Origin of the sequence: Metabacillus halosaccharovorans (assembly GCF_002019635.1) — a bacterium.
In the GTDB taxonomy this organism is placed as follows: domain Bacteria; phylum Bacillota; class Bacilli; order Bacillales; family Bacillaceae; genus Metabacillus; species Metabacillus halosaccharovorans.
Genome location: NZ_KV917372.1, coordinates 501,965 through 526,726, shown reverse-complemented (window position 1 = coordinate 526,726; position 24,762 = coordinate 501,965). Strand labels below are relative to the sequence as shown.

Sequence of the window (24,762 nt, the reverse complement as noted above, 5' to 3'; positions counted from 1 at the left end):
GTAAAAAACCTGAATCCACTAAATGTGAATTCAGGTTATGCTTGCTAATTTGACATTTTTAATGTATTTTCTTTATCTCGTTTCCAAAAGATTTGGAGTGCAAGTAATGCAACGAAGGTAATGATTCCGGTTATATCAGAGATTCCTTCCGGATAGATTAAAAGCAATCCTGTAATGATCGCGATAATTCGTTCAGCCCAGTGTAACTTTCTAAACCAATACCCGATGATACCTGCACCAATCGCTATCATTCCTGAGAATGCTGTGATGATTACCCAGACTAACTCAAACCATGTTGTGTCGATCATGAGTAACTGTGGAGAAAGGACAAAGATATACGGGATTATGAAAGCAGCTATGGCTAGTTTTGCAGAATTTACTCCCGTACGTAATGGTTCTCCTCCTGCCACACCTGCTGCTGCGAATGCTGCTAATGCAACAGGTGGTGTAATATCAGCAATGATTCCAAAATAGAACACGAATAAGTGAGCTGATAAATCAGGAACACCTAATAAAATAATAGCTGGTGCAGCAATTGTTGATGTAATAACATAGTTTGCTGTAGTTGGTGATCCCATTCCTAATACTAATGCTGCCAGCATTGTAAGCATTAATGTAGGAATTAAGTATCCACCGGCAAGATCAATTAATCCATTAGCCATTTTTAAACCAAGTCCGGTTTTCGTTACAATACCTACGATGATACCGGCTGCGGCTGTTGCTGCAGCAACTCCTAATGCTGAACGGGCACCATCAACAAGTGCTAATACAAATTCCTTAGGTCCCATTCTTGTTTCTTTATTAATTAGTCCAACAATAATCGCAATTAAAATGGAATAAAGTGCTGCATGTGTAACGATCACACCTGACATTAATAAAACAATTACGGAAATAATAGGTAGTAATAAGTAAATTTTCTTAATTACTTCTTTTCGATCAGGCATTTCTTCTTTTGTTAAACCACGTAAGCCAATTCTTTTTGCTTCAAAATGTGTCATGATCCATATACCTGCAAAATAAAGAACTGCAGGTATTGCAGCAGCTTTGGCAATTTCCCAATACGTAATGCCTCCACCAATAAACTCTACCATCAGGAATGCGGCAGCACCCATGATTGGCGGCATTAGCTGTCCACCAGTTGAAGCTGCTGCTTCTACTGCTCCGGCGAACTCTTTCTTATATCCAAGTTTCTTCATCATCGGTATTGTAAAAGATCCTGATGTAACAACATTTGCGACAGAGCTTCCACTAATTGTACCTTGAAGTGCACTGGAGAAAATAGCTACTTTTGCAGGTCCCCCAATTCTTCGACCCGCAATCGAAACAGCTAAATCATTAAAATATTGACCCACCCCTGTTTTAACAAGGAATGCACCAAATAAAAGGAATAAGAAAATAAAAGTTGAAGATACAGCAAGTGGTGTACCTAAGATACCTTCAGTTGTAAAGAACATTGTTTGAACAAGTCGCTCTAAGGATAATCCCCTATGCGCCAGAAACCCCGGCATAAATTGACCGTACAATCCATATAACAGGAAAAGAACGGCAATAATCGTAATAGGAAGACCGACAGCTCTTCTTGTTGCTTCTAAAACCAACAATATTGCAATAATCCCAACAACGAAATCCATTGTTGATAAACGCCCAACACTCATAACTAAGTCATTAAAAAATATTGGCCAGTAAGCTCCAACGGCAACACTTAATAAAGCTAGTATCCCGTCGTACCACGCAATCTGAAGTTTCCCCTTCTGACGTTTCTTCCGATTAGCAGGGAATAGTAAAAAGATTAAAGATAAGGCAAAGCCTAAGTGAACAGTTCTCTGTATTTGTGCTGTAAACACACCAAATATGGCAGTATACAATTGGAATAGAGAGAATGCTAATAATCCTAAAAATGCTATCCAACCAATAATTCCAGTAAGCTTCCTTGTTCCGGCCTCAGGATCATATTTCTCTAAAAGTGCCTGTTGCTCTTCTTCAGTTAAAGTCTTTATTTCTTCTTTATTGCTCACTGATGTTCACTCCTTTCAATTGCTCCCAATATGAAATTTTTTGTGGTGATATTCTTATCCAGGTTCCTGGTTTTATAAAATTAGATAATGTATATGTGTGGTCCTTATAAATCATTCGATGATCCGCTCTCACTTGTCCGAGCCTTAAATCTATATATAGAAAGTGACGATTCATATTTGTTATATAGTATGTACCATTTTTTACCTCAAATACCTCGTCTCCTTCGGCGTTAGAGGGCATTCCAACTGCAAAATCTTTGTAAGAAAGCTCTTTTAGCGTGATCTCATTTTCCGAGGCGAAATATGTTTCAATCACATCTGAGAGGTGAATGGAATGGGTGTATTTAATTTGAAAGGTGTCTTCATTCTTTAATGGTAAATAAGCGAGAATTTCGTCTTTATCTTCATATGTAAAGGCAATAATTGATTTATAAGGAAAGAAAATTAAAAATGCGATAAGCGAAAGTAGAGGTAAGATCATTAATACTAATTTCAATTTCATAATACCCATCCCTTACATACATAAAACATATGAAATCGATAGACCGCTCAAGCGATCTATCGACATTGTAAAAAGCTTTTATTTTGAAATGCCTTTTTCTTCAAAATATTTAGCTGCTCCAGGATGTAGCTCCATATCACCTAAGCCTTCTAATGCAGTCTCAGCTTTAATGAGCTCTCCTTTTGCATGAGTGATTTGGTCAGTGTTTTCAAACATTGCTTTTGTCATCTCATAAACTAAATTCTCTTCAAGATCTTTTGAAGCAACAAGCATTGCTTTAACAGCAACAGTTTTTACTTCTGATTCAAGCTTGTATGTACCGCTTGGTACCGTATCTTCAGAGTAATACGGGTATTTTTCCACTAGTTCCGCAATTTTATCATCTGCAAGTGGAACGATCACAACGTCCTCTTGTGCTGACAATGCTTCAACTGCTCCTGTTGGAGTACCTGCAGTTACAAATGCTGCATCAATATTACCTGATTGGATTCCATCAGTAGACTCATCAAATGATAAGTTTTGAGCTTTAATATCATCATTTGTTAAACCGTGGATTTCAAGAATTTGCATTGCATTGATGAATACACCTGAACCAGGAGCACCAATAGATACAGATTTCCCTTTTAAATCTTCAACTGATTTAATACCACTATCTGCAGTTGTAACGAGTTGAATTGTTTCAGGGTAAAGAGATGCAATTGCTTGAATGTTATCAATAGCAGCGCCATCAAACATTTCTTTTCCTTCAATAGCATAAGAAGCAATGTCAGTTTGAGAGAAAGCAATTTCTGCTTCACCATTTCTCAAAGTTTCCATGTTCTCTGCAGAAGCACCTGATGTTTGAGGTGTAATATTTGCATCTGTGTTATCAGAAATAATATTTCCGATTTGTCCACCAAGTGGATAATATGTACCACCAGTACCACCAGTTAATAGGCTAAGGTTTTGTTTCCCGCCATCAGTGCCGCCTTCTTCACCAGCACCGCTTGTCCCACCTTCATTACCACCGCCACAAGCAGTAATAATCATTGCAAGTGAAAGAACCATGATGAATAAAAAACTACTACGAAGTTTTTTCAAAGTGTTGCCCCCTTTTTTTGGTAAATTTGTGTATAAAAAGCACATCATTATACTACCATAGGTTATATTAAGCTTGTCAAATGAAATGTTAGATATTTCGACATAGTGTTTTGTATTTTTTCGGTTGGATGTTATCGAATTTACATGATTCTATCAAACTTACAAAATGAGCACATCCTATATAGTGGATGTGCTCATATCAGGTTTTATCATTCGTCAGATTCTTCATTTGGACGATTTGTCTGTGTTGGCAAAGTGTCCCAAAAACTCGTATCTGCGGTATCAATTGAACCATCTGCAATGGCTCTGACAGTAGTATCTAATGTTGAAATTGTTTGTTTAATTAAATATCCATTGCTTTTTTGGCCAAGAGCGTAAGATTCAATATAATGATCTGACATTCCACGCATTTCAAATAATAGCGTAGAGATGTCATATCGAACTGCTGCACCATTACGTCCTATATTTTCACCGTTACCCCCATTGTATTTTCCAATATGACCCCATCCGGTATTCTCAAGGGCATGATAGACAACTGAACCTAGTTTTTTCGAGCCCTCTAGGACTTCAGGTTTTACGTTAGCATTTGTCGGATACAAAATTGAACCGGATACAAGCTCACCTTCAGTTTCACTTCGAGTACCTTGATGGTGAAGGTCGATCATATAATCAATGTTGTACTTTGCAAAAACATTTTCATGTAGAACCCTTGCCTCTGGTTCCATTTCACTTGGAACTTTATCATGTTCACGGTTTAAATCAACATTATTGGCATTATAACGAGTTAAGTGACGATCTCCATCAGCTAAGTAATCATCCAATGAAAAGTTAACGTCTCCCATTGCTCCATCTGCATTAAGCATCGGAATGATTAGGATATTCACATTATCTAATACACCTTTGGTTTTATTTGTTCCCAAGTGTTTAATAAATTCAAGTGCTCCTTCTGTTGTCAACTGCTCATTTCCATGTTGCTGTGTTAGAAATAAAATAGTTGGATTTTGGGGATTTGAAATGTATTTCGCCATGTAGATATCTCTGCCTTTGACCGTTTGACCAATGACTTCAAGCTCCATTTTATCCTGCTTGTTATCCTGCGTTTTTAAATACTCCACTAAACTATCATATGTATGTAGAATGGATGTTTGGATGGATCCATTACCAGTGTTTGGCCCATTACCGACTGCACCGGCTGGTAAAGAAACAACTGTCATTGCGCCAAAAGCTAATAGACTTGATAGTGACACAGATATTACTTTCTTTTTTAGATTCATTATTACATTCCTCCCATATTTTATAGATTTATATTGTTATTGTACTGTGATATTAATTTTGTTTTAATAGCAGAGAAATCCTATCATTTTGACATTATTAGCAGATCTTATTGAATTAAAATATGGTTGTTTCTATCTTTAATATTATATTTTTATAGTAAAAAAGGATGTGACGAGAGATAGAAAACAGGTAATTTGACTGAAATACTAGTATTATATTTTTATTTTTGGTTCTAAAGTATCTAGTTGATCATGATCATGTATATTTTTTGTCGAAGGAAAATTAGTATACGAGCTTATTCTCGATTTTGCTGGGATATTTTCGATTTTGAGTGGTTATTGTCTATTCTGAATATTTATTTACTATTTTCCGTACTTTATTTTCGATTAGACATAAAACGACATAAACCCTTAAAAAAGAACAACCATTTCTGGAAGTTCTCAATTAGTTTTTCATACTATTTTTTTAGATTCTATTTAGCTTACTCTGTTCCAAACGTTAGTCCTACTTCCATCAGGAACTTTCGATAAGCAATGCTCACACGGTCACTCTTCAAGTGCAATTCGGCTTGAAGGTCCAAAGGCAACAATTCAGGCTTTTGGTTTTCGACAATTATGCGATCTTGCTCGATTAATAGATCCTGAAATTGTATAAATATATTTTCATCCTCCTCAAGTGCATAATTTCGCTCCATGACCATATATGCTTTGCTTTTCTTTTCATTTATGGGTAAAACAATAAGATATAAATCAAAGAATTCGTCTGAATCATCAATGCTTTTTCTAAATCCGGCACATAAGGGTTGAAACACTTTGTATGTGTATTTTGCATGTACACCATGGCCTCTCCCGTCAGGATCAGGCTGATAAATATCAATTTCATCAGATATCAGGACACCGTCTTTTTGATAAACCTGGTAGTCACTAATTTCCGGAAATTGACTATCACCTAATAATCCTTCATGGACAAACATTAAATGGGAAACATCTAAAAAGTTTTCAATCACTCTTGGACCTGCTGCTTCCAATTCATATGGACCCATTTTTACCTGATTATTTTGAGAACGGTCAGATGTTAGTTCACCAATTTTTGGCTTTGACATATCCGGTTCTCCTAAACAAACCCATATGAAACCAAGCTCTTCAGTACAATAATAGGTAATGGTTTTTGCTTTTGTCGGAATAGCTTTTCCTTCAGGTAAGGCAGGTATACGTGTACATGTACCACAACTATTATATGTCCATCCATGGTAAGGGCATATAATCTCATCATTGACGACTTTCCCGAGAGAAAGCGGAACGCCCCGGTGAATACATAAATCTTTAAAGGCATAAACACCTTGAGAGGTTCGAAAAACCACAACTTTTTCTCCTAATATTTCAATAGCTTTAGGCTGTTCATTTAATTCATTTGACAATAATACCGGATGCCATAGATGAATTAATACTGGGTCTTTTACAATCAATGTTGTCATCCTTTCTTATTCCGGAATCGTACCTTTTACACCTTTCACAAACCAATTCATGCTTAATATATCTTCTAATGGCATGGTTTCACCTTCATTCAGCTTTACTTCTCCAGTTTGGTCGGTGATTGGCCCGGTGAAAACTTCTAAACTACCATCGATGATCTCTTGTTTTTTCTCTTCCACAGCAGCTTGAACATCTTGTGGAACATTCTTTCCATATGGTGCAAGGTCGACCATTTCCTCCTTTAAACCGCCATAGTATGAACCTGGTTCCCAAGTACCATCGATTATGCTTTGGACAACATCTACATAATATGGTCCCCAGTTTAGTGTTGGGTTTGTCACATACGTATCAGGAGCGTATTTATTCATATCAGAGTCATTCCCCATTCCCCAAACTCCCCGCTCAGCAGCAGCTTGGATACCTGCAGGGGAATCTTGATAGTTTGCGAGAACATCGACTCCCTCATCTAGTAAAGTAATAGCTGCTTGTCTCTCAGTAGCCGGATCAAACCAAGTATTGCTCCAAACAACAGATACCTCAATATCAGGATTTACACTTTGAGCTCCTAATGTAAAGGCGTTTATTGTGTAAATAACCTCTGGAATTGGAAATGCGCCAACATAGCCAATTTTGTTGTTTTCCGTTAAATTTCCTGCTGCTATTCCGGCTAAATAGCCTGGTTGATAGCCTTTACCTTGATATGTACCTAAATTGTCTTCTATTTTATATCCGGTTGCATGCATGAAGACAACATCTGGGTATTTTTTCGCTACATTTACAGTTGGATCCATATACCCAAAGCTTGTTGTAAAGATAACGTCATGATCTTGAGCGAGCTCCTCGATGACACGCTCAGCATCAGGGCCTTCTGGTACATTTTCTACAGTTGTTGAGGTGATTCCGAATGCTTCATCAACTACTTGTCTTCCTTTATCATGTTCAAATGTCCAACCGCCATCTCCAGGCACACCAATATAGACAAAGGCAACTCTTGGCATTTCTGTTGTTTCCGTTGAAGCTTCTGTTTCTTCTTCTGGCGGCGATGATTCTGCAGGTTGAGAGCTTTCTTGAGAACAAGCCGCAAACATGAAAAAAATGATTACAAGCACGATCATTCCTAGCCATTTTATCTTCATCTAAATCCCCCTTAGATTTTAAAATGAAATTACTGGTTTTTTAAGGAATTATCACCTCCTTTAATAGACAAATAGAATTAAAAACGCTGTTCACGAAAATATGGTAGTCCCAATGCTTTTGGTTCAATCGGTGGTTTATGTCTATTTTTCCAGCCGATAAACATAAGGACCAGAATTGTAGAGAGATACGGAATCATTTTTAAAAAATATGAAGGTATGCCAATATCGAATAATTGAATTCTAAACCCAAGTGCATCTAATCCTCCAAAAAAGTAGGCACAGGCTAGTGCATATAATGGATTCCACCTCGCAAAGATAATTAAGGCAATGGCAATCCATCCTCTCCCGGCTGTCATTCCTTCAATCCAGTTAGGAGAGTATGCCATAATTAAATAAAAGCCTGAAAGCCCCATGAGCATAGAGCCAACAATAACATGGATATATCGAAATCCGATAACTGATATTCCCATCACATCTGAGGTGGATGGGCTATCACCAACTGCTTTAAGGTGAAGACCCAAAGAAGTTTTATACATATAAAGGTACAGAAGGACAGCTAAACCGATACTCATCCAAATAAAGAGATCAAGATTAGAAAAAATACGTCCTAAAACTGGGATGATTTCAAGCCAGGTTAATGGGACGTGTGGAACGGATATTGATAAAGCAACACCAGCTACAGCTTTTCCTAGGTAAGCACTCATACCAGTTCCAAAAAGAGTAATTGCAAGTCCGCTTACAATCTGGTTTGCGCGCAGGGTAATACACAAAAATGCATGGATAAGCCCTAGCACTGCTGAAGCTAACAAAGCACCGAAAAATGTAATAATCAAGCTTTCTGTTTGAAGAAAAATAATACTGGATGTTACGGCGCCAATGAGCATTATGCCCTCTGTACCTAAATGGATAACACCGGCCTTTTCACTCAATATTCCCCCAAGTACAGCAAAGAGTAAGGGTGTTCCGGAAGATATAGCAGCTGTTAATAAAAGCACGGTTACATCCATGTCAATCCCTCCTTTCTAGTACTCTATGAATTTTCTTTATATACTTTTTTTACGCGATATTTGCTGATCATTTCTCCACCTATTAAACAAAATAAAATGGCTCCTTGTAGCATGAACGATAAAGATGACGGCAATCCTATTGTTTGAACACTGTATCCACCAACGATCAAACCACCGATAAAAACAGAAGAAAGAATCATAGCGAATGGATTTAGTTTTGCAAGCCATGCAACGATAATGGCGGTATACCCATAACCGGGGGAGATTCCGTACATCAGCCTTCCAGCTACTCCTGACACCTCCACCATGCCTCCTAAGCCAGCTAATCCTCCACTTATCATCATGACAATCAAAATATGCTTATTAATACGTATACCTGCATATTTTGCTGCAGTTGGATTCGCTCCTAAAAGCCTTAACTCATAGCCCCAACGTGTCTTTAATGTGAAAAAAGCAGAGAGAAATACAGCAATGACAGCGAAAAATAAGCCGATGTGTAATCTTGTACCTCCAATCGTCGCTAGTAATTGAGAAGGAACAAACATAGGTGTTCCAGGAAAATTAAAGCCTTCTGGATCTCTCCATGGACCAAAAACAAAATAATCTAATAGTAAAAGTGCTACATAATTCAGCATAAGAGAAGTGATCAGTTCATTTACTTGAAAATATGTACGAGGAATAGCGGTTAATAAGCCCCACAATGCACCTGAGACAATACCAACGATAATCATAAGCGGGATATAGACAACACCCGGCAACTGTGGAAAATAAATAGTAATTGCCGTGGCACCGATAGCACCTAATAAAAATTGGCCCTCTGCTCCAATATTCCAAATCGAAATACGGTACGCGATAGCGACGCCAAGACCACAAAGTAAGAGTGGTGTTGCTTTTACAAGGGTTTCACTAATTCCAAAGCTGGAACCAAATGCACCTTGTAGCATCTTCAAATACACCGTTATTGGATTTAATCCATTTAATAGAATAAAGAGACCACAGAGCATTAAAGCTACGATGATGGAAAGGACTGGAACAAGGATGCTATGTGACTTTTTGTCCGGATCATATTCAAAACGGAATGGTAGTTCATGTCTTTTATTCGTGCTATTACCATTTATGACTGTCTGTTCAATTGAGGTTTTTTGACTCATAAAACAACTCCTTCCATCGCGTCTAAACCAGCCATTAATTGACCAATGTATTCTTTTTCTTCCTTCCCCCTTTCAATGACACCATTTATTCTTCCGTTATAAAGAACAAGGATTTTGTCTGAAAGATAAAGCACTTCATCTAAGTCTTCAGAAATGAGCAGAATGGCCCCTCCTGAGTGTCGAAGCTCAAGTAACATTTGATGAACAGCTTCTGTAGCACCTACATCCAGTCCTTGTGTAGGATGGACAGCTATCATCAGTTTTGGATTTTGATCAATTTCTCTTGCGAATAAGAGCTTTTGTTGATTTCCTCCAGAAAGCTGCTGAACAGGGCTATGTAAATCAGAAGTACGAACATCAAAGTTCTTGACCAGATCACTAGCCCAATGCTCATTTTGCTTCTTTTTTAGTAATCCGAGTGTTGCTCGTTTTTTTGACCGATAAGATTTAAACAGTAAGTTTTCAACAATCCCTAAGCTTCCTGCGAGCCCACTTTTCATACGGTCTTCAGGTATATGTGCGATTCCTTTATCAATTAAGCTCTGAATAGAGGGGTTAACTATTTGATCGTCCTCAAAAAAGATAGTTCCACTGCTCCAGGGAATTAGTCCTGTTAATGCCTCTGCAAGTTCTTTTTGTCCATTGCCTGCGACTCCGGCAATTCCAATAATCTCGTGTTCATGTATGGTAAAATCGATCTGATTTAAAGCGTTTGAGCCCTGTACGGTTTGAACGGTGAGCTTATTCACTTGGAGGATTGGTTTTCCTATAGGATGTGACTCAACAGTTATTCCCTTTTTTACCTCTCTTCCGATCATTAACTGGGCTAATTCCTGAACAGTCGTTTCCTCTTTGTACAAATGTTTGATCATTTTGCCTTTTCTCATAACAGAGATGCGATCGGCAACCTTCATTACTTCTTTTAACTTATGTGTTGTAATAATCATCGTTTTTCCATTCCGTTTTAGTTCCTGCATCGTTAAAAATAATTGCTCTGCTTCAGCTGGTGTTAAAACAGATGTTGGCTCGTCAAAAATGATAATATCTGCCCCAAGGTATAGTATTTTAACAATTTCTACACGCTGCTGTTCACCAACGGAAAGCTGCCAAATTGGAACATTGGTAGGGAATGTTAAACCATATTTCTCGGCAATTTGCTCAATCTCCTTTGATTTCCTTTTCATCCAAGACGTACTCCGCCATATTTGACCTTTTTCTCCGAGAATGATATTTTGAGTAGCTGTTAGAGTCTGAACTAATCGAAAGTTTTGATGAACCATTCCAATTCCCATCTTCATAGATTCTTTTGGAGAATGAATCTGACATGGTAAACCATTGACTATGATTGTTCCACTATCAGCTTTATAAGTGCCTGAAAGCATACTCATGATTGTGCTTTTTCCTGCTCCATTTTCACCTAATAATGCATGTATCTCACCATTTTTTACGGAAAAGTTTACATGATCACTCGCGATAACAGGGCCGAATTTTTTGACAATGTTTGTCATCTCAATTGCAAATTGAGTAGTTGGCAATCATCCATCACCTCATTAGTTTTAATTTTCTAAATTATCCAACGTTTCAATCGTTCAGTCTACAAATGTGTAGCATTATGTTACATAGAACGATTGTTTTATTCATAATCTTGTTAGCAAATGTTTTTTGACATAAAAAAACAGCTCCACAATAAAAGGGAACTGAAAACATGTATCAAGATATCTTTCCTAACACACAGCCTGTAACAAACTGCATCCAGGCATACCCACCTATCTTAACTGTTTCATTTACAGGCGTGTCTTTACTAGGATCGAGGCAAACAAAATCGATATGCTGAACAGCCGCATGACTTCCAATTTCGAGTAAGCTATCAAAAAGTTCTTCTGTTGTCATTCCACCTGGAGTTGATGCGGGAACACCCGGGGCGAAAGAGATGTCGAGCACATCAAGATCTACTGTTACATAAATGCGATCTACTTTTTCGCTTAATGTTTTAAGGGTATGAAGGACAGTTTGTATAACCCCTGCTTTTCGCGCTGTTTTTAATGTGATGATCTTAATATGGTGTTTATTGGCAAAATCAACTAATGGCTTGGCATTATAATAACCATGTGGCCCAATATTAACGATATTTTCTCCCTTTACAATATTCTCTTCAATCAATTGCCTAATCGGTGTTCCATTTGAAGGTCCCATTATTTTAGGATCTCTTACATCAAGGTGTGTATCAAGCTGCAAAATACCAATTGTTTCATCAGGGAATGCCTGTTGAATGCCTCTTACTGCACAAGCGGTTGTGGAATGATCTCCACCGATCATACATGTTCGTGTGTATGGATATTTTGAGCAAAGAAATGTTGTAGATTGTTTGATTCGATCATGTGACAAAGAAATATCAGTCGTATGCATGGAGATATCTCCTGCATCCCCGACAAGAAACGAGCTAAGATCAATGTTTTTCTCTATGTTATAAGTAGCAAAACCTTTCCAAATACGACGAAATTCCATCGGGTAAAGAGATGCTCCTGATACACTGATGGAAGAACGTGATAATGGTGCACCATAAATGAGAAGTTCAGGTGGGGTGTTCATCGTATGAATGGATTGTACCCATTCATGAACATAAGTTGGATCATGTTTATTAGGTTGATTCCATAACCATTCTGGTTGAACTAACCAATGCTCTCTCATCGGTTTACCACCTTGATTCCTTTTTTCCAGACTGTTTTCACATGATTGACACCAAATCGATATTGAAGTTCTTGATAATTTTTTACATCCCACAAAAGGATATCTGCTTGCTTTCCTTTTTCTATGCTACCAACTATATGTTCACGTTTTATCGCACAGGCTGCATTGTATGTGGCTGCGGTTAATGCTTCAGCCGGAGTTAATTTCATTGTTAAACATGCTAAGTTCATCACTAAAGGCATGGAGGTAGTTGGTGATGAACCAGGGTTACAGTCTGTAGAGATGGCAACAGCTACTCCTTCATCAATCATCTTTCTTCCATTTGCTGCTTCTTCTCTCAAGTATAGAGCTGTGGCTGGAAGTAAACATCCAATTGTTCCTGTAAGAGCCAAGGCTTTCATTCCTTGCTCAGTTGTTTTAAGTAAATGTTCAGCTGATATGGCTCCAACTTCGGCAGCTAATTCTGCTCCACCTAAGCAAACAATTTCATCAGCATGAATTTTTGGTATTAGGTTAAAACGCTTCCCTGCTTCTAAAATATTTTTAGATTGCTCAACGGTAAACACATCTTTTTCACAAAATACATCAATGAACTCAGCTAAGTTTTCATATCCTATTATCGGTAACATTTCGTTAATAATCAGATTTGCGTAGTGGGCTTCTTTTCCTTTATATTCCACAGGTACAGCATGGGCACCCATAAAAGTTGGAACAAGATCGATGGGGTGTAGTTGCTGTAGTTTTTTAATCACATTTAATTGTTTTCGCTCTGTTTCTAAGTTAAGTCCATATCCACTCTTAGCTTCAATTGTTGTAACACCATGCTCTAAAAAGGAATCGAGCCTTTTTATTGTTTGCTCTATCAAATCTTCCTCTGTTGCTTCTCTTGTCATTTTCGTAGTGGAATGAATTCCACCGCCTGCACTCATGATGTCCATATAAGAAGCTCCATTTAATCTTAGTTCGAATTCTTTCTCACGGCTTCCACCGTACACAACATGTGTATGTGGATCGACTAGGCCGGGTGTGACTAAATGGTCTGTTGCATCAATAATATCGGCATTGTGCTGATTGTTTTGATAGAGTTGTTCTAATTGATCTGTTGTTCCAACTGCTTGGATGAGCCCGTCTTCGACCCATATACTCCCATCCTTAATAATTCCTAAATCTGACATCGAAGCTTTTGTTCGAGGACCAAGTTGGCTTGATTTTAATGTGGCCAATTGATTTATGTGTTTAATCCATAATGGCCTTTTCATGAAGCATCTCCTCCTTGGTTTAACATCGGCATGTTTAATCCATGATGTTTTGCTGTTTCAATGGCAAGGTTATATCCCGCATCTGCGTGACGGACAACTCCCATTCCGGGATCAGTTGTTAATACACGTTCAATTCGTCGTTCAGCTTCTTTTGTGCCATCAGCAACAATCACCATCCCAGCATGCAGTGAGTAGCCCATACCTACACCACCTCCATGATGAACAGACACCCATGTTGCTCCTCCAACCGCATTAATCATCGCATTTAAGATTGGCCAATCTGCGACAACATCTGATCCATCCTTCATTGCTTCTGTTTCCCGATTAGGAGAAGCAACGGAACCAGCGTCTAAATGGTCACGGCCAATTACTATAGGTGCTTTGAGCTCACCGCTTGCAACCATGTCATTTATAATTTTTCCAAACTTCGCACGTTCACCATATCCTAACCAGCAAATGCGTGATGGAAGGCCTTGGAATTGAATCTTCTCTTGCGCCATCTTAATCCAATTACAAAGTGGCTTGTTATCACTAAACGTTTTTAAGATTGCTTGATCCGTTTTTAAAATATCTTCCGGGTCTCCTGATAATGCCACCCAACGGAACGGTCCTTTGCCGACACAGAATTGTGGACGAATGTATGCCGGAACAAAACCCGGAAAGTCAAATGCTTGATGTATCCCCTCATCTTTGGCTATTTGACGGATATTATTACCATAATCAAATGTAATGGCTCCTTTATTTTGGATTGCAAGCATTGTTTCTACATGTTTGGCAATTGAGGCTTTGGCATATTTTATATATAGATTCTTATCAGATGTTCTCAGGTGTTCTGCTTGTTCTAATGTCATATTTGATGGAATATACCCATTTAAAGGGTCATGTGCTGAAGTTTGATCTGTTAAAATATCAGGAATGAAATGAATCTTCATCATCTCAGGTAATAGATCTGAAGCATTTCCTAGTAGACCTATGGATAGCGGATTTCGTGATTTTTTTGCATTTGTGGCCAGCTTGATCGTTTCTTCTAAACTAGTAGTTTTTACATCTAAATACCGGGTTTGTATTCTACGATCAATTTTCCTTTCATCAACCTCAATTGCTATACAAATACCACCGTTCATTGTTACTGCTAATGGTTGGGCACCACCCATTCCACCAAGACCTGCTGTTAAGGTAATCGTTCCTTTTAATGTTGAATTGAAATGCTGTTTTGCTACTTCTGCAAATGTTTCATAAGTACCCTGAACAATGCCTTGTGAACCGATATATATCCAGCTTCCGGCCGTCATTTGTCCATACATCATTAGCCCTTTTTGATCAAGTTCATGAAACATCTCCCAATTAGCATAGGCAGGCACAATATTTGAATTTGCTAATAAAACACGTGGGGCATCTTCATGTGTTTGAAAGACTGCAACCGGCTTTCCTGACTGAATAAGTAATGTTTCATTGTTATTTAATTGTTTAAGTGAATGGACAATCTTATCATAGCAATCCCAATTACGTGCTGCTTTTCCAATTCCCCCATATACGACTAATTCTGATGGATTTTCGGCTACTTCAGGATCAAGATTATTCATGAGCATTCGAAGAGCAGCTTCTTGCTGCCACCCTTTTGTATGCAAGGTATTTCCTCTGTATTTCGACACTTGATTGTTATTCATATTGCTTTCCCTCCAATACATTTTTGAAGTAAAGAGCCTCTGTTTTTAACCAATTCGTCATTGCTTCGATGTCAGTTGAAAAAATGCGGTCATGTGTAATCGATGGAACAATTTTCCTTGCTTCTTTATAAAATGCTCCAGTAATAGATGCCATTTTATGAGATCCTCGAATTTCTGCCGCTTGAATACTGCAAATGGCTTCTATAGCAAGAACTCGTCGTGCATTTGTTATAATTTGATACGCATGCCTCGCTGCAATTGTCCCCATACTTACATGATCTTCCTGATTTGCTGATGATGGAATGGAATCAACACTTGCCGGATGTGCCAACGTTTTGTTTTCTGATACAAGTGATGCGGCGACATATTGCATGATCATGGCACCTGATTGAAGGCCTGGCTCCGGACTTAAAAAAGCCGGTAAATCATTTAACTGAGGATTAACAAGTCGTTCAATTCTTCGTTCGGATATATTGGCAAGCTCTGACAAGGCAATCTTTAAGAAATCCATCGCAAACGCAATGGGCTGACCGTGAAAATTTCCTCCTGATAATACCTTCAATCCGTTTTGAAAGATGAGAGGGTTATCTGTCGCTGCATTCATTTCTATTTCGAGCTTTTCTTTTGTGAAGTTCAATGTTTGCCATATAGCTCCGTGTACTTGGGGGATACATCTTATTGAGTAAGCATCTTGAACTCGTCGTTCGCCTTGTTTTGTAACTAGTAGACTATCCTTTAAATAGTCTCGAATTCTTGTTGCTACATCTATTTGTTGTTTAAACCCTCTTGCAACATGTATTTCATGATCAAAGGCATCTATAATTCCTTCCAATGCTTCAATCGTAACACCAGCAATTAACTCTGCTTGAAATGCTAGTTTCTCTGCTTCCAAATATGTTATAGCACCCATCGCAGTCATCGCTTGTGTCCCATTAATTAAGGCCAAGCCTTCTTTTGCGGTAAGTGTAACCGGTAAAATAGACTCTTTAGATAATGCATCAATTGAAGGCATTCTTTTTCCTTTATAAAAAACCTCTCCCTCCCCTAGTAAGCAAAGAGCTAAATGTGATAACGGAGCTAAATCACCACTAGCACCAAGAGAGCCTTGTTGTGGGATAACAGGATGTATTTCTGCATTAACTAAGTCAAGTAATCTTTCAATAATAACTGGTCGAACACCGGAAAATCCCTTTAGTAAGGCATTTGCTCTTAGCAGAATCATTGCTCGTGATACTTCTTCCGGAAAAGGGTCACCCACCCCGCATGCATGTGATCGAATTAAATTGAGTTGAAGGTTCTCAACATTATCTTTATCTATAAAAACATCACTGAACTTTCCAAAACCAGTTGTAATTCCATATACAATCTTTCCATTAGAAACAATATGTTCGACGGCTTTTCTACTTTCTATCACTTTTTTCATACTTTCTTCTGTATAACTAACTTTCTCTCGACCAATAATAATTTTTTGCAAAGAATGAAACGTTAGGTTTTGGCCATTTAACGTAATCACCTATTTACTTCCTCCTTCTTACAAATAGAAAAGGGGACTATATCTAGGAAATCAATGGATTCCAAGATATAGCCCCCTACTCACTATTTTCACTTTGGGCATTTTCATATGTGGTTAATTCCAAGACCAATGGTTTCATGTTCTGACCCTTTAACAGGTGCACCTATTGTTCCATAAAGAGAGACAGCAATCCAGTCACCCTCTTGTTCCTTATCATAAGGATTTCCTCGCAGGACAGCAAATGATAGTCCAACTGTTCTAAGAACTGATCCTAATTGAACCTGGCCACGGGTCACGCCGTGTAAGGCTTCCATAATTGCATGATATAAGGCGTGTGATTCACGATAGAAAGTAGATTCAATAATGCCATTCTTTTTAGCCGCTGTTTCGATCGCAGCCACTACTTTATGTGCATCCATTGAACCGACTTTACCAATACAGCCCTTCCAATTGTTTTCTTTGAGTTGATTTAACTGCATGTCGGGGTCTTCTGATAATAATAGGAGTATTGCTTTCCTCCCAATAAGGCGATCTTTACTTAATGCCATACAAAAACAACTCTTTCATCTGGATTCTTACCTGATAACTAATGTCTAACACCATTGTATGCCGTGAAAAAATGAATGATCACAATTATTTCACTAAATGTTTAAGGGATGCTGCAAATTGTCAATACTGTTTACAGGATTCTTTAAAAATGATTCAAGAGGTGGATATAAGATGGCGATGCAACGAACATTTATTATGGTGAAACCGGATGGTGTCAAACGCGGGTTAATTGGAGAAATTGTGAAACGATTTGAGCAAAAAGGATTTGTCTTACTTAATGCCGAGTTAATGACAATTGATCAGTCAAAGGCAGAATATCATTATGAGGAGCACAAGGATAAGCCATTTTTCGGAGAACTGGTTGATTTCATTACATCTTCCCCAGTTTTTGCGATGGTATGGCAAGGAGAAAATATAATCGATGTTTCCCGTACGATGATAGGTAAAACCAGCCCAACAGAAGCCCAACCGGGTACCATCCGTGGTGATTTTGCATTCAAAAAAGAGGAAAATGTGATTCATGGCTCGGATTCATTAGAAAGTGCAGAAAGAGAGATTGCGAACTTCTTTGATCCCTTGCAACTTCGTTCTTCTGACCAAATGTTTAATAATCGAAAATCAAGCTAATTTATAAATGTCTTTTGATTGCATGGACATTATTCCGGCAGCAAAAGACATTTTTACATTGAAGGTGATAATAAATGCTATGTCGGACAAGTGATGAATTACAACGATATGTGGAAACATCAAAGGAATGGACAAAAAAAGGAAAAGTTGCAGATTATATTCCTGCGCTAGGTAAAGAAAATCCGGATGATCTATCCATAGCGATTCACTATCCAAGCGGAGAATGTGTTTCAGCGGGAGATATCAAAAAGAAATTCACTCTTCAAAGCATTTCAAAGGTAATAAGCCTCGCTTTTGTATTAATGGACAAGGGGAAAGATTTTGTGTTTGATCGTGTAGGAATGGAACCGACAGGAGATCCATTCAATTCGATCGCCAAATTAGAAACGATGGCACCTGCAAAACCATTAAATCCGATGATAAATGCCGGCGCACTTGTTGTGACACATATGATCAATGGAGATTCTACAGAAGAAAGATTACAGCGATTATTGTCATTTGTTCAAGATCTGACAAATGATCAATCGGTTACCTATAATAAAGAAGTGGCTCAATCAGAGTATGAAACAGCTGATTTAAATCGCTCCTTACTATATTTTTTAAAGCAACATGGAATTATAGACGAAGATGTTGAACAATTAATTGACTTGTATTCAAAACAGTGTTCGATTGAAATGAATTGCTTGGATTTAGCGAGGATTGGGGCTGTTTTTGCTATGGATGGAGCTGATCCGCAGACTGGTAAGCAACTCATTCCCTCTGATGTTTCAAGAATATGTAAAACCTTCATGGTCACATGTGGAATGTACAATGCTTCAGGAGAATTTGCAATAAAAATTGGAATTCCTGCTAAAAGCGGAGTGTCCGGCGGTATTATGGGATCTGTTCCTGGAAGATTCGGAATTGGAATATTTGGTCCTTCTTTAGATGAAAAAGGAAATAGTATTGCCGGTATCCGGTTATTGGAATTGTTATCAAAAGACTATCAACTAAGTATGTTTTGACAAAATAGCGCCCTCCATTTTCAGGAAGGGCCATTTCTGCATTATTTACGTAGAATGACTGGATTTAGTTGAAATAAATGTTGTAGTTAATCCAACGGCAAGTATCGTTATACAGGATAATAGGAACGTATCTCCTGAGATTAACAAACCCCCAAGTAAAATGACGATGCTATCAATGAGAAATATCAGGATCCCGACATTAATCCCTGTCTTTTCAAATAAAAATTGAGCAAGTAAATCTGTTCCCCCTGTACTAGTACCAATCCGAAGCATTAAACCGATCCCAAGACCTACAAATATCCCTCCAATTAACGAGCTGATATAAGGAGCTAAATGAATAACACCCGAGAGCGGCTTCAACAAATCGATAAAAAAAGAAGATACAAGCATTCCATGTAAACTATTATAAAAATATTGACGATAATAAATCCATGCGATTAGAAATACAGGAATACTTAGAAAAATGACCATTAAACCTGCTTTTAGTCCTAATAAATAATGCAAAATTAACCCTATCCCTATAATTCCTCCATCTAATACTTTATACGGAGTTAAGAATAAGTTAATCCCTATTGATAGAAGGATACTGCCAAGAATTATCATGACACCGATTCTCACATATTTCATGTCTCTCCTCCGAAATTTGGACATGTTTTAGTTTATGAGATGATTCGGAATATTATTTAACTGAATAGCGAGCTTTATACTTTTTTTAATTAAGTATCCCCTAAGTAATCAGTTATGTAGATGATCCCATATTTCCTCACTAAATAATTACAAAGGATACCTTGTGTTTGCTTTTCAACAGGAGGATCTGTTAATGTATAAGCCTTTGCATTTAATTTTTCATAATCTTTATTATCCATTTCATTGTGATATCTATCATCAACGATATCAGATGTGATGGCTTGGATTGGATAACCTGTAAAAAAGACATATGTTCTTAAGGACATATGAGGAGTGGAATGAAGGATATAAATAGCTAAAACTAGAACTGTTAGGGGTATCCATGTTCTTTGATTTTTCATAGTTCGATCCTCCTTTCCTCTTATTGACTATTTACTAGACTTCCATTATTTAATTGGTGATTCTTGTTTAAATCATTATTTACTATAGATATCTTGTAAATGCTCTTTGAATGATTCCGATAATTCCAATTATAAGAAGAAAAACCCCAAAACATGTAAGAAAAGCAACTGGTGAGAGGATTTTTATAAAGGATAGTCCAATCATACATATACCAACTAGTAGGTAATGGTGAACAGCATGCAATTTGTAAGAGGTTTGTTCAACATGCCATGCACGGAAATAACCTTGTAAAAAACCTAATAGAACCTGAATCATCAGAGCAAAATAAGGGAGAACTTCATTTTGTACGTTTATAAAATAAATTGACACATAAATGAATCCCATCGCGAAATAGATAAATGGTATTTCTGAAAAATGAAGATTCTTCTTAGAATGATAGACTCTGTAACCCCATGCAGCTGAAAAAGAGAACCCTGCAAAAAACCATGCAAATAAAGTATAGGTGTAAGAAATTTCTTTTAACCAAATAATATAATAAGGCAAAATAACAACTTGTCCTACAGTTATAATGAGCGGAAAGTTTTCTATTATTCTACTTTTCAATTGAGCTTTACTCATTTGAAATAGTGCTCATAAAACAAATTCTGAAAAACACCATTAGGATCTCTGCGTCTTTTTTCTTCCTGGAAGTTCCTCCAATTCGGATAGGCTGTCTGGAACTGTTCTTCTGTTTGATAAGGATAGTATGGTAGATAATACGATCCACCATGATTTATCGTTAGGTTTGTCCATTTTTGGATCATTTCTTTCGCCTCTTCTATGTCTTTATTCTCTACTCCATGTTGAATTAAGACAACAAGTCCTAACATATCCTTAGTAGCATAGTGTAAACTTGTAACGTCATCTTGAGCCACATAACGGACAGTTATATTATGGATCTTAAAGTCTTCGTCGTGATCATCTCTTGTAAGTAATGGCTTAAGCTCGGAGATATATTCTTCGAAATTTTCTACTGGGATAAAGAACTCTTGGAGTACTTCAACTTGACCAGGCTTGGTAAACTCCATAAATGTTGATTCAGATCTCATAGCATTATTTCGGGTGATTGAATCATGATCAAGAGACTGAATAAAAAGTTTTTGCATCTCCCAGAAAAGGTCTTCCAGCCATCCGCCCTGCCGGCCTAAATCTAAGGCTAATTTACTTATTTTTATCCCTGTATCTTTTTTTAACTGTGTTGTATGATCTGTTTTTCCTGTATTTTTGTAGTCAATCACATACATTTCATCTAAAAATGATGTTGGAGCAACACTAATTCTTGCATAATGCATAGCCGTTTCTCGTCCTTTAAGTATTGAGGTAAGATACGATTCATATTTGTCAGTTTTTATTTCTTCCGTATGAATCGTATATATGTTATTGTCTGTTAATTCTAATGTTACATCAAGAATGATTCCGAATAATCCATAACCACCGAAGACATACTTCATCCATTGCTCTTCATCATCACGAGATAAAGTCTTGATTTCACCCGTTGGAGTAAGTAATGTCATTTCCTTTACGGTATCAGCCATGGACCCGAAGCGAATATCCCTTCCATGGGCATTAACAGACAAAGAGCCGCCAATTGTAAAGATAGATTGAGATTGAGTTACTTTCAATGCTAATCCATAACGGTTTACGGCTTCCTGAACATCTTCCCAAGTTGCACCTGCTTCAACCTTTACTGTTCTTTTCTTTTCGTTAATGTCAATAATGGTATCCATAGACTTCATGTCGATTAAAACACCATCTCTATAGTATGTATGACCACCTTGGGAGTGCTGCAAACCGGCAATTGAAACTTTTTCGCCCGTTATATTTGCTTGTTTAACGATTTTTTGCAACTCATAACGAGTATCATGTTTTTCTACTTTTGCTATTTTTTCAGGTAGTAAACCTGTGTAGTCAGTAGTTAATAAATGTTGATCAACACCATATTTTCGTTTCTCTATCGGAATGAACCACAACATAATGATAATAAATATACATACAATCATTCCGAGAAACCATGGTTTTTTTGACATTTCTTTAACTGGTGTTCGCATAGACTCTCCCTGTACAATGTGATAAAGAAGTTGAAATCTTTTATAAAAAACATCAGGATGTTCCTAAAGGCAGCCACACTTCTTTATCTTAATAATGCAACCAAATACACCTTGAAGCAAGTAGAAATTTTCTAAATAAAAAACGACCTTAATACAATAATTAAGGCCATAATCATAACTTCTTTACTAATAGATAGGGTAATAAGGATAGTATGGATATGGATATCCGTAGTAAAATGGATAGGCTAAAGAACCAGCTAACAAGCCTCCTAATACTCCTCCTAAAAATGGAGCTCCCCAAAATGGTCGATAAAACCCGAAAGGTCTTCCGAAACCAAATCCAAAAGGTCTGCCGAATCCAAATCTGCCAAAAGGTCTACCAAAAATTCGTGAGTCATTTGGATGAATAACATCATACTGATTTATTGCTGGTACATGGTATTCAGTTTGCATATAAGCACTCCTCTCCCTTTTTCCACTATAAACTTATGCTAAATGGGTAGAAAATTCTTGGGTGAATACCTATATTGGGAAAATTACCTCGCTATAAAAAATCATTTAATAAATAAGACCATTAATTCATCATCAAAATAAGTGTCTTCTATTTTCAGTGCCCTTTTTTCAATTCCATACGTTTCAAATCCTATTGACTGATATAGCTGTTTGGCCGGAAGGTTGCTTGCAGTTACCGTTAAGTAAATCTGTTCTATTCTCATCATTGATTTTGCCTTTTTAATAAGTTCCGTTACTATTTTTTTACCGATACCAGCATTTCGATAATCTTGATGAACATACACTGCAACGATTGTGGCTCGGTGAAGTATTTTCTTTTTGGTTTCAACGACTAAAGTGGCAATCCCAATAAGATCTGATTCAATAAACGCACCGATTGTATGTGTGTATTCGGCATTTAATTTTAATTCCGTTTGTTGAATAGGCATTTTTTCTTCTTCTTCATAACTTGAGCTAAAAGCTTCAGGATTATTTTGCAGTGCTTCCAATCTCAAGGATTTATAGGAAGCTGAATCTAATCCAGTTAAAAATCTAATTTTCATAGAGCCCTGACCTCCTCCGTTTTGTGACAGCTAATGTGTTCATTCCCTCATCATTAATTAGAAATTACACTTGATAATAATAGAGCTTGAATAGCTGCTGATTTGATGCACTTCCAGGGCATTTAAATAAAAGATCTGTTCCCTTTTTGCTTTTGGCATTGTTTCAAACTCTCTTTTTATGCTTATTAAAAAAACGTAGATCTTCAAACACGTGGATCTTATTTTTAAAAATATTGGAATGGCGTTTATTTTTGAATACATTGTTTTAAATATGTTTCAAGCCTATACGTATAAACCGAGATTAGTAAATAAGAATTATGGTAATTGAAAATTTTTATGTATGTAAAAATTACTTGTCGGAAAGATGGAAACCATTTTTCTATCTTTCGAATCTTGTAGTTCATTTTCTTTTTAAAGCTCCATTCGTAAGATGATCATATCTCTACATTGAATACCGTTCTCAATAATGATGTCAGAGTATTGACGAATGAAAAAATCCTGATCGATTTTAATCATTCGAAAACCACATTTTTGGTAAAAGGCCAATTGTCCTAGACTGGAGTTACCTGTGCCTACTTCTATTGCCTTGTATCCTTTGTTTCTGGCATGTTTAATTGAGTGAAAAAGAAGTATTTTACCTAAGCCCTGACCTTGAAAATCTTCTTTTATCACAATATTTTTTAATTCAATTGTATCTATATTCTTTTCACGTAACACATAGGATCCTATTACTTGATCTTTCATTTGTGCAACAAAGCATTCACCATTACGAGTATACTCGATAATTAATTGCTCTGATGGATCTGCTTGAAGTAACAAATTTATTGGTATTTGCTCCTCACTTTCTAATCGTCTAATTTTCATATTTTCTCCAACTTCTTATGTAATTTCTTTATTCGTTAAAACTAGATGTTTGGTACAATTAAACAAAGAACAGCTCCATCCGCTCGTGTCTCTTTGTAACAAAGTAATGGAAGTATTTAATAAGGACTCTTCAAATGGTTCATTTGGTATAAAATTTTTAATTATCTTTTTTAAAAAAGAACCATGACTAACAATTAATACGTTTTCGTTAGGATGCTTTTCACAAATTTCATTAATGAATGTAATGCCACGGGAAAGAACGCGATCATCTGATTCAATTTGTAGATCTAACTCTCTCCACCCACTTCCCCACTTTAAGATCCTTTCCTCTTCAGTGGTTCCTTCAATAAGTCCTCCAGCAATCTCACGAAGTCTTGAATCTAAGTATACGGTTTTCATCATCTTTTCTGCAATAATGTTTGCGGTATGATGTGCCCTAATAAGATCACTGGAATAGATGATATCCCAGTCTTCTGAAAGTAAGCGCTGTGCCAAACGATTTGCATCTTCAATTCCATCAATATTCAAAGGAATATCACACCAACCTTGTGCTTTTCCTTCTATATTCCATGGTGTACTCCCGTGTCGTATAAAACCTATTTTCGTCATCTACTATCAACTCCTTTCTGCAAATGGAACGTTGTCTAGCAATATATTACTCATTTAAATGTATAGTTAATTTCTTTATTTTAGAAGAATACGTGGAAAATCCCACCTTTTTCTCCAACATTTTTGAAGTATACGTTCGGAAACGTTCAAGTTATGATGTAATAGATTTTATT

The 24,762-nt window shown here is 37.1% G+C and carries 24 protein-coding genes; 2 read left to right on the top strand and 22 right to left on the bottom strand.

Going from position 1 to position 24,762, the window contains the following annotated elements:
* Positions 1 to 44: 44 nt before the first annotated feature.
* The 14 genes from BK577_RS16835 to hutP all read right to left on the bottom strand — a co-directional run bounded on the left by BK577_RS16835 (position 45) and on the right by hutP (position 17,313).
* A complete protein-coding gene (locus BK577_RS16835) occupies positions 45 to 2,015 on the bottom strand; it encodes a TRAP transporter permease (protein WP_078434021.1) in 1,971 nt (656 codons plus the stop codon).
* Positions 2,005 to 2,517: a DUF1850 domain-containing protein gene (locus tag BK577_RS16830; protein WP_245823533.1), complete on the bottom strand. Its 513-nt coding sequence runs from the start codon at positions 2,515 to 2,517 to the stop codon at positions 2,005 to 2,007. The genes BK577_RS16835 and BK577_RS16830 overlap by 11 nt, the downstream gene beginning before the upstream one ends.
* 78 nt (positions 2,518 to 2,595) lie before the next feature.
* Positions 2,596 to 3,597 (bottom strand): TAXI family TRAP transporter solute-binding subunit, encoded by a 1,002-nt coding sequence (locus BK577_RS16825; protein WP_180321223.1) that lies wholly within the window; start codon positions 3,595 to 3,597, stop codon positions 2,596 to 2,598.
* Between the two features lie 209 nt (positions 3,598 to 3,806).
* Entirely contained in the window at positions 3,807 to 4,871 is a 1,065-nt protein-coding gene (locus BK577_RS16820) for a M14 family zinc carboxypeptidase (protein ID WP_078434018.1), read from the bottom strand.
* A 482-nt stretch (positions 4,872 to 5,353) separates the two neighbouring features.
* Positions 5,354 to 6,346, bottom strand: a complete 993-nt coding sequence (locus BK577_RS16815) for an aromatic ring-hydroxylating dioxygenase subunit alpha (RefSeq protein WP_139367374.1) — start codon at positions 6,344 to 6,346, stop codon at positions 5,354 to 5,356.
* 6 nt (positions 6,347 to 6,352) lie between these two features.
* Positions 6,353 to 7,480, bottom strand: a complete 1,128-nt coding sequence (locus tag BK577_RS16810; RefSeq protein WP_078434017.1) for a BMP family ABC transporter substrate-binding protein — start codon at positions 7,478 to 7,480, stop codon at positions 6,353 to 6,355.
* A gap of 77 nt (positions 7,481 to 7,557) precedes the next feature.
* Positions 7,558 to 8,487, bottom strand: a complete 930-nt coding sequence (locus tag BK577_RS16805; RefSeq protein WP_078434016.1) for an ABC transporter permease — start codon at positions 8,485 to 8,487, stop codon at positions 7,558 to 7,560.
* A 23-nt stretch (positions 8,488 to 8,510) separates the two neighbouring features.
* The gene (locus tag BK577_RS16800) at positions 8,511 to 9,638 is read right to left on the bottom strand and encodes an ABC transporter permease (protein ID WP_078434015.1); all 1,128 of its coding nucleotides are present in this window, start codon (positions 9,636 to 9,638) and stop codon (positions 8,511 to 8,513) included.
* Complete coding sequence (locus BK577_RS16795; RefSeq protein WP_078434014.1) at positions 9,635 to 11,173, bottom strand: ATP-binding cassette domain-containing protein; 1,539 nt, start codon at positions 11,171 to 11,173, stop codon at positions 9,635 to 9,637. The genes BK577_RS16800 and BK577_RS16795 overlap by 4 nt, the downstream gene beginning before the upstream one ends.
* Before the next feature lie 175 nt (positions 11,174 to 11,348).
* A complete protein-coding gene (locus BK577_RS16790; RefSeq protein WP_078434013.1) occupies positions 11,349 to 12,326 on the bottom strand; it encodes an agmatinase family protein in 978 nt (325 codons plus the stop codon).
* Complete coding sequence (gene hutI, locus BK577_RS16785; RefSeq protein WP_078434012.1) at positions 12,323 to 13,585, bottom strand: imidazolonepropionase; 1,263 nt, start codon at positions 13,583 to 13,585, stop codon at positions 12,323 to 12,325. Before hutI ends, BK577_RS16790 begins: the two co-directional genes overlap by 4 nt.
* A complete protein-coding gene (gene hutU / locus BK577_RS16780) occupies positions 13,582 to 15,252 on the bottom strand; it encodes a urocanate hydratase (RefSeq protein ID WP_245823532.1) in 1,671 nt (556 codons plus the stop codon). The genes hutI and hutU overlap by 4 nt, the downstream gene beginning before the upstream one ends.
* Entirely contained in the window at positions 15,245 to 16,765 is a 1,521-nt protein-coding gene (gene hutH, locus BK577_RS16775) for a histidine ammonia-lyase (protein WP_078434010.1), read from the bottom strand. The genes hutU and hutH overlap by 8 nt, the downstream gene beginning before the upstream one ends.
* A 104-nt stretch (positions 16,766 to 16,869) precedes the next feature.
* Positions 16,870 to 17,313: a histidine utilization transcription antiterminator HutP gene (hutP, locus tag BK577_RS16770; protein WP_078434009.1), complete on the bottom strand. Its 444-nt coding sequence runs from the start codon at positions 17,311 to 17,313 to the stop codon at positions 16,870 to 16,872.
* A gap of 178 nt (positions 17,314 to 17,491) precedes the next feature.
* On the opposite strand from hutP, the gene ndk reads away from it, so the two are divergent.
* Both ndk and glsA read left to right on the top strand, forming a co-directional pair.
* Positions 17,492 to 17,941, top strand: coding sequence for a nucleoside-diphosphate kinase (ndk, locus tag BK577_RS16765; protein ID WP_078435295.1), 450 nt, complete (start codon positions 17,492 to 17,494; stop codon positions 17,939 to 17,941).
* Between the two features lie 74 nt (positions 17,942 to 18,015).
* The gene (gene glsA / locus BK577_RS16760; RefSeq protein WP_078434008.1) at positions 18,016 to 18,945 is read left to right on the top strand and encodes a glutaminase A; all 930 of its coding nucleotides are present in this window, start codon (positions 18,016 to 18,018) and stop codon (positions 18,943 to 18,945) included.
* 45 nt (positions 18,946 to 18,990) lie between these two features.
* Here glsA and BK577_RS16755 read toward each other — a convergent pair whose 3' ends face one another.
* The 8 genes from BK577_RS16755 to BK577_RS16720 all read right to left on the bottom strand — a co-directional run bounded on the left by BK577_RS16755 (position 18,991) and on the right by BK577_RS16720 (position 24,589).
* Positions 18,991 to 19,572, bottom strand: coding sequence for a YitT family protein (locus tag BK577_RS16755; protein ID WP_078434007.1), 582 nt, complete (start codon positions 19,570 to 19,572; stop codon positions 18,991 to 18,993).
* Positions 19,573 to 19,661: 89 nt separating this feature from the next.
* A complete protein-coding gene (locus BK577_RS16750) occupies positions 19,662 to 19,973 on the bottom strand; it encodes a hypothetical protein (protein WP_078434006.1) in 312 nt (103 codons plus the stop codon).
* Between the two features lie 82 nt (positions 19,974 to 20,055).
* A complete protein-coding gene (locus tag BK577_RS16745; RefSeq protein WP_139367373.1) occupies positions 20,056 to 20,577 on the bottom strand; it encodes a hypothetical protein in 522 nt (173 codons plus the stop codon).
* Between the two features lie 11 nt (positions 20,578 to 20,588).
* On the bottom strand, positions 20,589 to 22,061 hold the full coding sequence (locus tag BK577_RS16740; protein ID WP_078434004.1) for an FAD-binding oxidoreductase: 1,473 nt from the start codon (positions 22,059 to 22,061) through the stop codon (positions 20,589 to 20,591).
* A 186-nt stretch (positions 22,062 to 22,247) separates the two neighbouring features.
* The gene (locus tag BK577_RS16735; protein ID WP_078435294.1) at positions 22,248 to 22,487 is read right to left on the bottom strand and encodes a hypothetical protein; all 240 of its coding nucleotides are present in this window, start codon (positions 22,485 to 22,487) and stop codon (positions 22,248 to 22,250) included.
* A 128-nt stretch (positions 22,488 to 22,615) separates the two neighbouring features.
* Entirely contained in the window at positions 22,616 to 23,116 is a 501-nt protein-coding gene (locus BK577_RS16730) for a GNAT family N-acetyltransferase (protein ID WP_078434003.1), read from the bottom strand.
* Positions 23,117 to 23,527: 411 nt separating this feature from the next.
* Positions 23,528 to 23,980, bottom strand: a complete 453-nt coding sequence (locus tag BK577_RS16725; RefSeq protein WP_078434002.1) for a GNAT family N-acetyltransferase — start codon at positions 23,978 to 23,980, stop codon at positions 23,528 to 23,530.
* Between the two features lie 15 nt (positions 23,981 to 23,995).
* Positions 23,996 to 24,589 (bottom strand): histidine phosphatase family protein, encoded by a 594-nt coding sequence (locus BK577_RS16720; protein ID WP_078434001.1) that lies wholly within the window; start codon positions 24,587 to 24,589, stop codon positions 23,996 to 23,998.
* Positions 24,590 to 24,762 lie beyond the last annotated feature (173 nt).

Excerpts from the sequence above, each read along its gene's own strand:
- BK577_RS16830 (WP_245823533.1), bottom strand. The coding sequence starts at position 2,517 with ATGAAATTGAAATTAGTATTAATGATCTTACCTCTACTTTCGCTTATC.
- BK577_RS16820 (WP_078434018.1), bottom strand. The coding sequence starts at position 4,871 with ATGAATCTAAAAAAGAAAGTAATATCTGTGTCACTATCAAGTCTATTA.
- BK577_RS16815 (WP_139367374.1), bottom strand. The coding sequence starts at position 6,346 with ATGACAACATTGATTGTAAAAGACCCAGTATTAATTCATCTATGGCAT.
- BK577_RS16810 (WP_078434017.1), bottom strand. The coding sequence starts at position 7,480 with ATGAAGATAAAATGGCTAGGAATGATCGTGCTTGTAATCATTTTTTTC.
- BK577_RS16805 (WP_078434016.1), bottom strand. The coding sequence starts at position 8,487 with ATGGATGTAACCGTGCTTTTATTAACAGCTGCTATATCTTCCGGAACA.
- BK577_RS16800 (WP_078434015.1), bottom strand. The coding sequence starts at position 9,638 with ATGAGTCAAAAAACCTCAATTGAACAGACAGTCATAAATGGTAATAGC.
- BK577_RS16790 (WP_078434013.1), bottom strand. The coding sequence starts at position 12,326 with ATGAGAGAGCATTGGTTAGTTCAACCAGAATGGTTATGGAATCAACCT.
- hutI (WP_078434012.1), bottom strand. The coding sequence starts at position 13,585 with ATGAAAAGGCCATTATGGATTAAACACATAAATCAATTGGCCACATTA.
- hutU (WP_245823532.1), bottom strand. The coding sequence starts at position 15,252 with ATGAATAACAATCAAGTGTCGAAATACAGAGGAAATACCTTGCATACA.
- hutP (WP_078434009.1), bottom strand. The coding sequence starts at position 17,313 with ATGGCATTAAGTAAAGATCGCCTTATTGGGAGGAAAGCAATACTCCTA.
- ndk (WP_078435295.1), top strand. The coding sequence starts at position 17,492 with ATGCAACGAACATTTATTATGGTGAAACCGGATGGTGTCAAACGCGGG.
- glsA (WP_078434008.1), top strand. The coding sequence starts at position 18,016 with ATGCTATGTCGGACAAGTGATGAATTACAACGATATGTGGAAACATCA.
- BK577_RS16755 (WP_078434007.1), bottom strand. The coding sequence starts at position 19,572 with ATGAAATATGTGAGAATCGGTGTCATGATAATTCTTGGCAGTATCCTT.
- BK577_RS16750 (WP_078434006.1), bottom strand. The coding sequence starts at position 19,973 with ATGAAAAATCAAAGAACATGGATACCCCTAACAGTTCTAGTTTTAGCT.
- BK577_RS16740 (WP_078434004.1), bottom strand. The coding sequence starts at position 22,061 with ATGCGAACACCAGTTAAAGAAATGTCAAAAAAACCATGGTTTCTCGGA.
- BK577_RS16730 (WP_078434003.1), bottom strand. The coding sequence starts at position 23,116 with ATGAAAATTAGATTTTTAACTGGATTAGATTCAGCTTCCTATAAATCC.
- BK577_RS16725 (WP_078434002.1), bottom strand. The coding sequence starts at position 23,980 with ATGAAAATTAGACGATTAGAAAGTGAGGAGCAAATACCAATAAATTTG.
- BK577_RS16720 (WP_078434001.1), bottom strand. The coding sequence starts at position 24,589 with ATGACGAAAATAGGTTTTATACGACACGGGAGTACACCATGGAATATA.